Consider the following 14,932-nt stretch of genomic DNA (forward strand, 5'->3'; position numbering starts at 1 on the left):
GGTTTATTTATAATACCCGTAGTTTCACCGTCTTTTGGTCGTGGGCGATCTCCGCACGAATGATGTAGATGCCTGCCGGGAGAGCGAACGTATAAGTCGGGCGAGCGGGATATAAGGTACGTACCAAACGACCCATCGGCGTAAACACCTGTATCCGCTTCAACGCCTCGCTAGCGCTGACCACTACCTTACCCGATGCGGCGGAATAAACAGAAATAGATTCCGCATCGCCTACCCCCTCATTACCAGTAGGCGAGCCCGCACTTAGGAAGTAACGTCCATGGCTGCTGCCGTCCAGACGCAGGGTGTAGGTATCGCCCGACAGCTCCGTACTTTTACGGGTCACGGCATCGTACAGGTAAAGCGTCTCCGCCCAATCGCCGATACCCTCTATCGTCAGTGTAACCTCGCCCTTACCCTCGCCGGCATATACGCCAAGAGGTATCTGGTCGACCCGTCGTGCCACGTTCACGCCCACGGCACGAGTCCCGGCGATGGTGTACACCTGCGGGATCTCCTCCAGTTCCGTATCCAGCAAGATTACGGCATCCTTATCTGCCTCATAGTTGTTCGTGGCATCATCCTGCCGCGTCAGCAAGGCCGTGCTACGATATGCATCCCGCTCCGCTGTCAGCCTCAAGACCGGATTTTTGGCCGTAGCGGTACGCAAGGAAGAAGAGACCTTCTCCGGCTCTCCTTGCATCATGGAGGGATCGAAACGAACGACCTTCAGATCGGCACCGGTTACCGTACCTTCCGCTTTCGTTTGAGCCGCATCTTTCAGCTCTACAAAGAAGGCCTGCATGGGGGCGATAACGGCTCCGGAAGCAGCATCAGTATCTTCATTTTCCCATGCCACATCAGGCGTACCGACAACAAGACCCTCCTTCACATCCAATGTCCAATATTTTTGCTCTAAGATAGCCTCATTCTCTTTCAAGAAACGAACGATATCCAACGGATACATATAAGGATTACCCAACAGGAAGTGCTTGCCGTCACCATCAGCAATAACACGGACGGTTCCATTATCCGTATTCCACCAATCTTCCGTTCCATTCACATCTGTCAATACCACCTTGATCGACTTGTTATCTGCCAGTTTACCAGCATTGATCCGATTTGCTAAAGTCGGGGCTTTGGTCATGGCGGCTCTCAATGTAGCGCTTTTCGTATCCGGTTTCCACGGTTCATATTTGTAGGAGTCATCCGCTTTCGGCAGGCGTACCAATACTTTCTCACCTAAGCCGGTCGCATTCTTCTTTTCTGCGCTGGCATAGAATCCCTTTCCTAAAGCGTAGGGCACATTCACATCGTTATATTCACGGCTCCAGTTGGATTGGACTACCTCGTAATGAGTTGTATCCAAACCATTCTCCGGAAAAGAAGCTATTTGATCTGCTTCGCTCTTCGGCACGTACATCGTGATCGCCTTGTCCCAAGCTTTCTGGTAGAAGGCTGGGGCTTGGCGGTCGTTGTCAGCCGTGCTGTAGGTGATATCGGCGAAAGCATAGGTGTTCTGACGGCCCGTGTTCTTCACGGTGTACATATCGCCGGCGAATACGCTTTGCAGGGGCGATGCCATCCAATATTTCGCGTCAGGTGTCATCTCGAATTCCACACGGGCAGTGTCGTACGTCAGGAATTGCTGACGGCGTAACTGCGCCTCGGGTTTGAAATAGATAGCCTTTACCTTATTTATATAGTACGGAGCTACGATAAGTCCTTTATCATTCTTATTTACCGCCATATCGTATTGGATATATTGGGTAGCCTTTGTTTTAGATGTCGTATCAATTCCTTGCAGTAAATTCTTATCCTCTTTCAAGTCTTCCAATTCCAGTGTCTGCCCTCCCGGGATCGTGATACGGGTGAAATGAAGCGGGGCGAAGGCGGCAGTCACAAGATCATTACCGTTGGCATCCTTTTTGCTTTCTCCCGTTTGATCTATATACAAATCCCCTTCCGTGGATTGCTGCCAGTTCGCATCATTATACCATGCCTCAGCATCCTCACCGATGTTCTTACCCGTCCAAGTCAAGTATTCCGGTACGATCTTGATAAGTAAGGTCGCATATCCCTCGCAAGAGCCTTCTACGAAAGTTCCATCCTTATATTCACCGAATGGAATATAAAGTGAATAGATTTGGCCTTCGGCGAATTTTTCATAGGCATCCTCCTTAAAGGTCATCGAGAATAACCCGCCGCCATTATCTGTTTCAGTTTCAGCTTTCGCAGACAAAGCCGTCAAATCACCTACCTCTATATAAGTCTGCCCTTGCCGCAAGAATATAGTCGTAGCGTTACCGTTAGGCTTACCCAATTGGTTAGATTCTTCCATACCCATTGTCAAGCCTTCTCCTTGAATAGGAATATCGTTTATGCTTCCTTCTATGATATTCGGCAAGCCGATACGCAGGGGCACATTGGGATAATGAGCCATTTCTTCCGGGTATTCCACATCCGGAAAACCGACTAACAGTGTCGGGGCGGGAGCGGCTTCCAATGTTTTTTCCTGAGGTCTTTCGCAAAAGAGCCATTTGCGTCGATCACTCTCAGTAATACTCTCTGGCAGATAAGGAATCGCTACCACTTTTTTTACCCAACGGAATTCCGCATATCCAAACTTCCCGCCAATCACTAATTTTGGCTCTGTGTCCACATCACCTAAGAGCAGTGTCTTCAATTCCTCAATTAAATCAGGCTTATCTTTATATTTGTCTTTACAATACTCAATCAAAGCTTCTGCCTGGAAAGACAAGGCATTCTTTTCATCAGGAAGTTGATTTCTATAAGACCTCAATATATCTTCTAATGATACCCCATGCCTCTCATGGAACGCCGCAAATTCCAGCGAGTCGCCCAAGAACCAATCGAACGTATATGAATAATTCTTGAAAGCTTCTATCTCTTCAAACTTATTCAGTTCCCCTGTCAGATTTTGGTCATCATCCACCTCTTCAACCCATACGGTCGCTTCCTCGATCTGACTGATCCGTCCCTCGCAAGCGATCATGCCCTCCGGCAAATCACTTTTGGTATTCGCTACGACCGTGAAGGAAGGGAGTACGGTGAAAGGGGTAGTCAGCAAGCAAGGATCTTGGAAACTACTTCCCGCATAGGCATTCGGGAAATCCACGACTTTATCGCTAGTAACTGTCGCGGCCGCACTAAAGATTACCACATCATACTTACCGGAGGCAGGCTCTACCTTCGTCCCGCTTCCGTAAGGTCTCTCACCTTTATATCTCAACTCAGTCTTGTCCACATCAATGGCACTCAAATGGATGGTATTGCTATTTCCTTCATCCCACCAAGGCACACGAGGACGAGAAATACCCATCACGGAACATACGGCTCGTATCAGTTCTTCATATTTATTGTCATATCCATCCATTATTTGATCTATCTGACTCTCCATGTCTTTCGGATCAGGAATCTTATAGTTCCACTCTGATCCTGATTTGTCACAAAGATCTCCCAAATTTTGTTTCAAATATGCGATATACTCTTCTTTCGGGAACGGATCCCCATTTGTTTTTTGGGCATGCGCATCTATGTCTTCATCCCAAACTCCTTGCTCAGCTACATCATATAAGAAATCATTGATCATACGCAGGTTTACGACAATTTGTCGTCGCATCGCAGTTTCATAATTTGTCAGATCCTCAAATCCTTGATGCTTTAACCCATCTTTAGTCGGAACGATAATACGATACACCTTGCTTCGGTTGTTATAGTTCTCATTCTTATAGTCCTTCAAATCCGTATTCAATGTAATCCAATCTTCAGGCTTCGTTATATCCCCATTTTCCTTTTTATCGGTAGCTCCAATATAAACGTTTCCGATCGTTTCATTAAGATTATCATTTCTTTTCGTTGGATCTCCACCCATCAAACCATAGCGGTATTTCCATATATGCTTTGAATCTTCCGTTATTCCATCCCCCATATTCAGATCGGACAATACATCCGGATTAATGCTCCAACCCATATTCTTGAGTAGAAGTTCGTAATCCGTGGCAACGGTTAGACTGGCAGAGGAACACACGTCCACTCGCTTTACGTCAATTTTCGGTATGGAGCGATAAATACGCAGACCATCGATGGCGTAGTCCGCACCATATGAATGGATGGCGTTATTTTGCACCTCCAAATAATATTCATCAAAGTCATTAGATCTTTCAGAGAATGAAAATGAATACATTAATTGCTGCCATTTACCAATGTATTCATTAGTTTCATACCCTTGATATGCTTCGCGCATTGTATAATTTGTCAAAGCATCTCCAGAAGTAAACCGATGAAGAATCACATCGGCTCCATTTTTCCTACCTATAAAATTTATATTAATATTAGGAGGAATAGGTTTGCCGGCTTTCGAACCTGTAGAAGTTTCATTCGCTCTTGTAGTCATATCATTTACCCAAAAATTCACCAAAATACCCGTATGACTACAAACTATTCCGTCTAATTTAATCTTCACCAAACGTCCCGGCAGATTCGCAGCATCTACATAATAGAAAAATCCCAATTTTTGGTGATTTGTATTATAATATGTTCGGTCATATATTGTCCTTTGCGCAACAGAACTTCTTTTAGATCTATCATTATTAGGAGCATTCTCTCTTAAAGTCGGAAACCAGTAATACTGCAAATTCGTAGTTTTCTTTGAGCTAAAATTTCCATATGAAACAATAGTTGTAGCCTTCTCTGCTCTTGTTTCAGAAACCTCTAATAAATTGGCAGTACGATATAATCCATATTGATTTTGCAATGGAGTCAAACGTCCACGTGTACGATGATAATCCAATGGCGCATAGCCCGTAACATCTGGCTCCAACCACATTCCCTTATCAGTATCTGCCATAGGAAATTGAGGTTTAACCATATTTAAAGTATAATTATTCTTTAATTGTTCAAGTGTAATTGAATCTCCCCGGTCAAAATTTATATAACCAATCATTTCATAAATATCTGGATGTTCATCCGGTTTCCGCTTTGGATCTGTTATTGTATTCAAATTATCCTCTAATACAAATCCTGCGCCGCTGATCGGTATCAACGTGTATTTATAAAGTAAAGGACTTCTCTTTCCTCCTGTTTCATCAACAGCCCAAACCTCCAATATAGATTGTTCTGTAATATTTAAAGAATCAACTATTTGCTCTAATGGTTTTAATTTACCAGTCTTAGTACTATTACCACAAACATATTTGTACGCATAGGTCTTTCCTTTTATTATATTTTCACCCTCATACCACGCATAATTATTTGCGATCGAACCTAGTTGTACATTAAAAATTTCATTACTCTGCGACGTAAATATATCCTCTTTTATAAATGCATTGGATTGATCCGCACCAGAACTTCTTATTTGTCCAGCAATAACACTTGCTGGACGAATAACAAACTTATAACGTATAGAGAGTGTCGGTTCTATAATTTCATTTGTTCCAGATCCCACAAGGTCTGTATTCAGACTCACATCACAAACCACTACGTCATTTTCTACAGTATTGACCTTATATTTGACAGTAGAAGCTCCCGTGGCACTAGCAGACTTCCGCAATTCCTCATTGCTTCCACTTGGATTATAAAAAAAATCATATGCAAAAAGAGATTTGCCATCACTGGTTGATTTCAATGTCTTTTGATAAGTAGCAGCACTAAGAACCGTACCTCCTAATACTGGTGGATGATCCTCGTCAAAAGTAATATCTGTCCCTGCGATCTTGCCCTCTATAGACAGCATGTTTTTATTCCCATCCTCTCGATACCAACGCACATACCATCTATAATATGGATCCGATACACCATCATTATTCCTCAACTCAGGAATAAACAACTCCCTCTCTTCCCCATCTGCCACATACACCGTATCCACACGTTCGGTAATACCGGTTTGGGGTGAACCATTCTTATAATTGATCGTGTACGTCTGCCCCCACGCCGGCACAGCCACACCAGCGGAAAAAATTAACAAGCAAGTTAATAACAAGGATTTATATCGTAGGTTGATTGATGGTTTCATCCGTCAGGTCCTCCTTTTTTAGTTTATTGTTGTTATATTATGGTTGTTATTTGTAGTTTCTGATCTTGATGGTGTAAGGGATTTGCATTTCTTGCTTCTCCCCATCCACGTTATAGTTTACCACAAGCGTGAGGATGATCGTAGCCTCCGCCTTTCCGCCTAGCTCTTGGGTGCGGATCGTGAAGGAACCTTTCTTTCCTTCCTTGATCGAAGCCTCGGGAAGGTAGAAACGCTGTTTCTCGTCATAATCCTCTCCGTTTACGGCCGTAATGAGACGTTTCTCGTCGCTTTTTACTTGGATCGAACTAATTTTCGCTGTTTCCGTAACCGTTCCATCCTGCGGGAGACCTTTGATCGTGAAATCTCCTGTCACGCCTTCTATGCTAGATATCTCGAAACGGATCGACAAGTCGCCGGCGGCTTGCAGGGTATGCTCAACAGGCGTCAGTATTTGCACGCCCGTCTTCTCACCATAGACCAAGGCGGTCGGGTAGACCCCGATGGGGAGGCGTTGCTCGGCTACTTCCAATTTCGTTGCGATGTTGGTTATCAAGACGGGGATGACCAGCAGGTCGTTGCGGCGCACAAAGTCGAAACCCGTGAGATGCTCCGTGCGAGGGCGGCCTTCGATCTCTACACCGAGGTGGATACCACCGCCGTTCTCTCCGACGGCCGCATTGGTCTCAGGAATGTAGCGAATATAAGCTCGTTTACTACCGTTCTCGCCGTCCACAGGTTTGGCTTGTATTTCTTTTTCATTATCACCGGGTTTGACAGATTCCGTATAAAGATCTTCTAGACTTACTACAGGAGGATTCGCATCTTTCGGAAAAGATGGAGCCAAAGGCTCTTCCAAGTCCTTGTTATCCTTAAACTCCAAATAATTCTCATTTCCCCAAGGCAAGAGCCAGATCGGCAGGCTTCCCTTGCGGAGGTTCATGATGTCTAATTGGTTTACGGTTATGGATTTATTTAAGTTATTGGTTATCTCCACTTGCACCTTGCCGATCATGCGGATCAAGGGAATCTCTAATTTGTTCTCTGCCGGAGCGGACAATACCGTATACTTTTGGGCGTAGCTGCTCATAGGAATACGCTTTCGAGACGCTTCCTCGCCTCCGAATTTACCCTTTTTCTCCTCATTCCTTATATCAATACTCGTGCCCGAGTCCAATATCTTCACCTCCGACAGTTCCGCCAAGGAATGGGCTTCGGTAATTTTTTGATACAACGATGTACCGTCTTCCAACGATTGTAAATTGGCGAACGCATAAAAATGGTATGTGCCAAGGGGTAGTTTCATCTCCACCGTAGTACGAGAATCCTCATTACTGATATCCGGAGTCCATGTTCCATCTTTGCCGGATATATATCCGGCCAAATCCGCATTCTCATCATAGGCCACCACCAGCCAGTTCGTGATGTCTCGCTCGTATTCTTCATCTTTTGCCCAGAAATCCGTCTCAGTAGTTTCATCCGCCTTCGTCATCATCCCTCCGGCCTTCGTCTGCGGCGGGCGTACCGAACGGGATGTCCGCAAAGTGATCGTCACGACACAATGATTCGGGTCGTCATCCGGGAGATCGCCCCCCCGGTCTTCACCACAAGCCATAAAAAGCCAACAGAGGCAAAGACCGGCGGCGACCGCCGTCAATCGGTTATATATGGTATAGCGTCTCATCATTAGCGATATTTAATAAATCTCTGTTTACAATATGCCATCGTTGATACGAATCACCCAATCCTTCACCTGTATCTTGAAGCAGGCGTACCCCACGATCGTAGGGTCTTCCGGATCGGGACCATCGGGATTATCCGGGTTATCCGGATTGTCAGGATTATCAGGTCCCGGAGGATCCGGAGGCGTAGGCTTATCCGGACAATCGGGGCATACCTTCGGCGTAAGGAAGAAGATGATAGAATACTCGTCCTGCCGGTCCAGATACTCCTGCGGGGAGATACGGTGCCCCTCCATCTTGGTGAGAAGGAGGTAATCGTTGAGGTTCACGTTCAACACATCCTTCTCCCATCCGTGGTGACGGATGATGAGGCGGTAGTTGCGGCCCGCCATCAGGCGCATGGTGTTCATCTCGGCCACGGCCACGTATTGCCCGCCTACGGTAGCGCCGGGGGTCGGGTCGGCTCCCAACTCCACGTTCTCCGTATAATAAGGCAGGTAGTGGATGGTGGGATCTTGCAGCAGGGAATTGTCGTAATCCATATACCCGTTGTCAGCCACGATCCGGAAGGAGAAGTTATTCACATCCATGTCCTCACCCATCACGTTTTGCAGCACGACACGCAGCTTGTTGGTATTCTTGGCGAGTGAGATGGTGTCGGCCTCGGGCATGTCGCGCGTCACGGTGAAGGTATCGAGGCTATGCCAAAGCGGGCGCAGTTCGTTGGGTTGTGTCGTATCGTCCTCACGCAAGGTACGTACCTTGACGTCTTGCGCCCTCTCGACAGCCTGCGACGCCTCGGCAGGATCGTTCCATGCGTAACTGCCCTTGTCCAGCCCGGCCCAAGTGACTACCTGATAGGTACCCGGCTCCATGTCGAGGGCGATGGAGTTCCGCTCGTCCAGCTCGCTCTTCTCGATCCGCCGCTGGAAGAGGAAGTTCCCTTCTTGGTCGCAGAAGAAGAGCGTAACGAAGTCTACCTCATGCTGGAAAGCGTCGGCGAATTTCATATTATAGTCGTACTTGAAATACAGGCGGAACTCGCAAAGCGGCAGCGAGTCGTCGTGTATCCAATCGCAAGCGTATAGCCCCACGGACAAGGCGGCTATGCCAATCAACTGTTTGCAGGTATGAAATAAACGGTTCATAATCATTTTATTAAGATACACAGTAATCCTCCGCCCGTACTACCGGAAATGGAGGTAAACCATGATGCCCATTATAAGGTTCTTATGATGGGCATCGTAAGGTTGCTTGGATGGGCAGCATAAAGTGCTTACAATGCCCATCGTAAGAATCCCCCGAAGGGTAAAGTTATAGGATAATGTCTTTGTTCGTACGTTTTACCCAATCCTTCACGTAGATAGTCACGTCGATAGTGACATCATCACTCTCATCCGGCGTACCGGGATCATCCTTACCCGGGGTATAAGGTAACGGATCGCCCAAGCCACGAATACCTTTCACATACAACTGGTACACGTTATTGCGTACGATACAGAATTCCATCACGCCCATCAGACCATCGTTTCCGTTATCATCATGACGGATCCAGAACTTGTGATAGCTTCTTCCGCTTTTGTATAGGGAAACATTATAGTATTGGTATAAATTGCCGATTTGCTCTGAGCTGAATTGAGATACAGGAGTAAAATTAGAAGGAAGATGCGAAGCTTGATCTCTAAAAGCCGCATAAGTCAATTTCTGTTTTATAGTCTCATCAAGAGTGGTTGTACCAGTTAGAATCCCATCCAAATATTCCTTAAACGCACTTTCTAATCCATTTTGGGAAGACATACCTTGAACCGCCTTCTTCACAGCATTGACATCCGCAGTTATATCGTCCCAACCATCCATAAAGCCTTTCAATAAATTTTTCTTGTCGTTTTCCAAATTGAACGCACGGGCAGCAACGCTCTTCACATCTTTATAAACAAGACGTGACACAGAACCATTACTATTATAATGAGCCGCAGAAAGAAACGTTTTATCACCATTAGGCAAATTCACAGACTTGATCTCCCCATTTTCATAGGAACTCACCTTAAAGTCGTTACTCGGAGTAAATTCAGACTCGAAGATTACACCAGTAGTATAGCCATGTACCTGCGAGTTCAGATCCAACGTATTTTCCTTGGTATAAACAACCGGGTAATATGTCCGACTATCACCACTTACTTCCTGTGTATAGCTTAATCCGGAAGTAGGCATAGACACCATCTTATCCAAGTTATTCAAATCAGTTGAATTGCTCGGATTAAAATAATTGACATATGAATCTTTAAATTGATCCCAAGAAGAACTTTCCCCTTCTGGCAATTTCTTTTCCCGGATCTTCGGATCTAACACATAATTGAACAATCCGGCACCAGTATCATTATTCTTCCATATCCATTTCTCATCACCTAAATATCGAGCAGGATCGTTGGTACCATCTGCCGGCAATACCGCATTAGCACCATAGTTATACTGTACCGTAGGAGAAACTTGCTTAAAAAGATAACTTTCGCCCTTCCACTGATTCACTACCTTATACCTCTTCAACGTGAACGTGCCCTTATTCTTTACAGGAGAAGTTCCCGGTATATTAGTCAGATCTAAATTCGAGGAGTATGCCAAATCAATACGAGCGGCTAAACGTTCTACGAACACCGTTGTCTGAGCCGGATTTGTCTCATCCATATTCGCAGCAGAAAGTTCAACGATAGAACTGCCGTTAGAAGGAATAGCACCACTTATCATCTTATGTGTAGACATTACAAAATGATGGTAATCCGCCATATTACTAGCAGGAGTCCACAATGCCCTATCGTTTGCGGCAACTCTATCGCGCAAGTCTGCCAACGTACTAATACCAGTCAACCTTCCTCCCGCATTAATAACGGCAAATACCTGATAATTGCTCTTATCTTGTGTCAGAGGATTCTTCATGGTTACTTTCATCGTAACCTTTCCGTCACCATGACCAGGCTCAGTTCCACCTAAACTCGCATCAATACCTTCCAGATTCGAATAATAACCTTGGCCTGCGATCTGTATACTACTACCATTGTCAGTATTTAGTAACTCCAGCTGATTGCCATCCCCCAAAGACTCTTCATCTGTTGGCACCAAGAATATATTAACATCATATACCATACCCTCCTTAGAGCCGGAAAGCTCACCAAGAGAACCATTACCATCCTCGCCCCAACCGGCTCCCCCCTGATTAGGATTAGAAGGAGTAGGATCTGCTTTCGTTAGCGTTCCTTGCGAAACCGTAGAGACGTTCACCGTCATATAGACCTTCTCGCCATCCTCTTCCGCCCCGGTGTTATTTTTTCCGTTGTCGAGATCATCGGAACAACCGGCCGCCAATAAAAGCGCCGTTGCCATCGCTACGTACCATTTTTTCTTTTTCATAATATTAAAATTTTTGTCTGTTATCTTATCCTATTTTCACTCTTGCCGTTTCTCTGCGATCTGCCTCAAGTTCTCCTCCACCTGCGAGGCTACGGAAGGATCGCCGGACAGCTTGCCCAGCAGAGCCTCCGCTTCGTCCAAGCGGTTCTCCAGCATGGCGATGGCCGCCTCCGCCAAGGTACGCTCCGCAGAATCGGAAGTCTTCGCCAAATAACGGCGGGCCGATTCCAAGCGACCTGCGTCGATCGCCGTAAGGGCGGCGTTCAGATTCGACACCGGATCCTCCGGATACATACGCACGGCAATCTCGAAGACCTCGCGGTAAGCGTCGCTACCCGGTTCCATCGTCTGCGCCACCTGAAACATCTCGTTTAGACTCAACTGCCTAGGGTCCGAATAGATCAGCTCACGGGCCTCCTCTACCGTAAACGAACGGATCGTGTAGCGCACCGCGTAATCCGAATGACGCAAGGCGGGATAAATATCACGCAAGAGTACCCGATACGAGGCCCCCCCGTTCAACGCCTTCAGCTTCGCCTCGCGACGGTCGTAATCCTTCGGCTCGTCCGCACGAATGATGGCCAGCAGCTCCTCCTTGTCCGCAAGCGAGGAGTTCTCCACCCGTTTCTCCAATCCGGCCCAGTCCTCCGGCTCGAAATCCACCGTGAAACGGGCCTGCTCAAAGTGATAAAGGCCTTTCACGTATTCGATCAACGCCTTGGCGCGATGCTCGGCCAAATACGTGTTATGTTTATAGGTACCTTCCGGCGATGCGAAACCTTTGATATATACCTCCGTGATGGTAGCGTAAGGATCCTCCTTCACCGACGACACGGTCTCGAGGATCTTGCGTAACTCCGAGGGATTGTCGCGATACTCAGGATATATCTCCGTACGGTTTACCGGGAAGTCGAGGAAGGCGCTTCCTTCCTTCACACGCTCTTTCACACGTTCTGCCTCCGGCGTGACGTACGCCAAAAGCGGCCGCAATACCACAGGCTCCGCGATTCGGATCGGGAAAAGCGGCGACTTATCATTACTCAATGCCTCCCAACCGCAACCGCAAAAATCGGCTACCAGCGACACCTCCGAACGCTCCATCCACTTAACGAAAGGAATGGAGGCATGGTAATCGAACGTCTGCTCCTTCCCACTGTGACGGCGTAAGACAAACTCTCCGTTCGCCATCGCATCACGCTTGGATCGCTCGTACTGGATCTGGCGGTTGCGCCCGTTCACGATCACGGGAGGCAAAGCCCTTACGCTATCGCCCCGCTCGATCAGCGGCGTACAAACCAAACTCCGGTTGGCCGGTAGCGACAACTCGTCCAGCGTTAGTTTCATATCAATTATCAAGCGATCGCCCACATGCTCCACCAACCGCTCCTTCACGACGATGGCGGTAGCCGTCTGCTGCGCCTGTACGGGAATCGTAGTACCCACACAACCGGCCAAACAGGCGATCCCAAGTATCATCCATCCTTGTAGATTCTTCATTTTTCAGTCCTCCATCGATTTAAAATTGGTAAATGAGATTGATCGCCGCCTGCGTAGGCCCGAAGTAATGCTTCTTGATCCCTTCTTGCTTGCGGCCGCAATTCGCACAAGGATACTTATCCGACTTCAAGAACAGATAACCCACGCCCACTGTGGCCTCTAAGTTCCAATGGCGAGACAGCAGCCAAGAGTATCCATAACTGACACCAGCTCCCGCACCCCATCCCTGGTGACGCTCGCCCTCTGTACCCAGCCATTTGATATCGGCTACATTATATAATAGGTACGGAGTATGCACACCGAGGAAATGACCGTTAAACGTCTCGCAAAACCAATACCTCAACTCCGGGTGCAGACGCAAATGCTTCAGTGAGCGGCCATAACTCCCATCATCGTTCTTGCCGCTGAACGGATTCAAGCCTGCCTCCAACTCAAGTGTCCAATGACGGGCGAGATAAACTTCAGCCCCCAAATTAAACGTGGCAGTAGCCCAATAAGGAATATTGCTCTTGATCCCAATCATGGAGCCTTTCCCTTCGACCGGCACCCCCTGCGCTCTCGAAAGAAACGGGAATGCCAACAAGAATAGCATGAAAATCGTCTTCTTCATTCTTTCTTATTCATTATGGTTGTTAATCTTAATATCTTCTCACCCTTCTGCCCCTCAAGGCCCAACCTCCTAAAATCAACTAACGGCAAGAATGGCCCGTGGACTTATTTATGGAATAAGGAGCCTCATAGAACTTATTTATGGAATAAGGAGTTTTAGCATCAAAATAGTAACTTCCTCCCTATTAGTTCACAAAAATACATAATAAATATTTTATTATCACAACTTTTTTGTGTTAAAATTGTTAAGTCCCTTCCACTGAATAAGGGATTTAGGGGAAGTTATGTCTCTAAAATGAACCATATTCACCTTTATTGATTCACTCTCCCAACAAAGGAAGAATTTCTATACTCTAAAAATTCCTCTTGAATATCAAAAAATAAAAAAACAATAAGCTCGTTATGACAGACCTATATATAAGCCGTTGATTGATAATCGTATAGAAACACGATCATATTTATCCGAAAACATGTACGTGTTTTTCAAAAAACATGTACGTCTTTTCAGAAAAACACGTACATGTTTTTCTGAAACGTTCCGTGTGGTTTATTGGCAAACTATAAAAAATAACAATAAGATGTGATGTAACGTTTCTTTTTCGTCAACCCTTTTGAAACGCTAAACCTTATTCCATAAATAAGCTCACAAACCATCCATCCTTTTCTCAAGAATCCGATTTACAGAACCTATCACCTTCATGTTCGCATGAGCCAAACGTGATATATCCAGTTCTTCCAGATAAAAACGAGTCGTTTTCTCCGACGAGTGCCCCAACGCTTGGCTGATCAAGGCCATCGGCATATCGCAACGTAAAGCTTCCGATGCCCAGCTATGGCGAACAACATACGATGTAAACGGATTCGGTAACCGTAAAGTTTGCCCAATCCGTTTCAGCCGGGCATTATGCCGGGCCAAGCTACGCTTATACCCCCAATAATCCGGATTCCGGGGCGGAAGAATCGGGAACAAATACGGCGATCCGGTCGCTCGCTGCCGATCCGCGTATTTCCGGATCAATTGCAACATACTACTGGTTATCTCCAACCGGATCATACGTCCTGTCTTATGACGGTGATATACCAACTCATTCCCCCGGATATTCTGCCTCGTCAAGTACGCTATATCCACAAAAGGCATCCCGCAAGCCATAAAACTGAATAGGGAAAGATCTATTGATAATTCCACTTGCGAGTCATCCGCCACCTTGATCTGAGCAATTTGCTGAAACAAAGACGCAGGAATCGCACGCCTCGCCGTCATCGCACGCCGGAGTTTCAAATTCTCAAACGGATAATACGACGCAGGAATCAACGACTCTTGGCAAGCCGTATTATAAAGCGCCCGCAAACTACTGATATACGTATTTACCGTATTAGTAGCTAATCCTTTTCCCTGAAGATACGTGATGAAATCTATCACCAACGCACGATTCAAATCGGCCAAACAGAACCCCGGGTTCTTCACGAATCTTAAAAAATGCCTTACGGCCACCTCATACAACTCAGCTGTCCCTTCTTTCTTTAACTGCCGTTTCATGTCTCTTCGTTTTCCCATATAATCCATCAATGAGATTGCTAACTTTTTCTTACGTCCTCGTTTCATACTCCTTTCACTAAATTATTTATACTTTACACGAACAAATTAATTCAAATTATTACTTTTGCTCCCGAAAATAAGAAAATAGGTAACAATTAAAAGCATAAAAGCAAC

At 46.1% G+C, this 14,932-nt stretch carries 7 protein-coding genes; all 7 read right to left on the reverse strand.

Going from position 1 to position 14,932, the window contains the following annotated elements:
• Nucleotides 1-7: 7 nt before the first annotated feature.
• The 7 genes from D7V92_RS09860 to D7V92_RS09890 all read right to left on the reverse strand — a co-directional run bounded on the left by D7V92_RS09860 (nt 8) and on the right by D7V92_RS09890 (nt 14,824).
• Nucleotides 8-6,034, reverse strand: coding sequence for a hypothetical protein (locus D7V92_RS09860; RefSeq protein ID WP_121772790.1), 6,027 nt, complete (start codon nt 6,032-6,034; stop codon nt 8-10).
• A gap of 46 nt (nt 6,035-6,080) precedes the next feature.
• Entirely contained in the window at nt 6,081-7,718 is a 1,638-nt protein-coding gene (locus tag D7V92_RS09865; protein ID WP_172681352.1) for a hypothetical protein, read from the reverse strand.
• A 24-nt stretch (nt 7,719-7,742) separates the two neighbouring features.
• A complete protein-coding gene (locus D7V92_RS09870; RefSeq protein WP_036651596.1) occupies nt 7,743-8,861 on the reverse strand; it encodes a FimB/Mfa2 family fimbrial subunit in 1,119 nt (372 codons plus the stop codon).
• Between the two features lie 166 nt (nt 8,862-9,027).
• Nucleotides 9,028-11,115 carry an Mfa1 family fimbria major subunit gene (locus tag D7V92_RS09875; RefSeq protein WP_121772791.1) on the reverse strand — a complete coding sequence of 696 codons (2,088 nt, stop codon included), beginning with the start codon at nt 11,113-11,115 and terminating at the stop codon, nt 9,028-9,030.
• A gap of 36 nt (nt 11,116-11,151) precedes the next feature.
• Nucleotides 11,152-12,612 carry a DUF3868 domain-containing protein gene (locus tag D7V92_RS09880; protein ID WP_121772792.1) on the reverse strand — a complete coding sequence of 487 codons (1,461 nt, stop codon included), beginning with the start codon at nt 12,610-12,612 and terminating at the stop codon, nt 11,152-11,154.
• A gap of 19 nt (nt 12,613-12,631) precedes the next feature.
• Nucleotides 12,632-13,222, reverse strand: a complete 591-nt coding sequence (locus tag D7V92_RS09885; RefSeq protein ID WP_057328943.1) for a DUF3575 domain-containing protein — start codon at nt 13,220-13,222, stop codon at nt 12,632-12,634.
• A 642-nt stretch (nt 13,223-13,864) separates the two neighbouring features.
• Entirely contained in the window at nt 13,865-14,824 is a 960-nt protein-coding gene (locus tag D7V92_RS09890) for a site-specific integrase (RefSeq protein WP_057328944.1), read from the reverse strand.
• Nucleotides 14,825-14,932 lie beyond the last annotated feature (108 nt).

The sequence above is a fragment of the Parabacteroides sp. CH2-D42-20 genome (assembly GCF_003670185.1).
GTDB lineage: Bacteria > Bacteroidota > Bacteroidia > Bacteroidales > Tannerellaceae > Parabacteroides > Parabacteroides distasonis.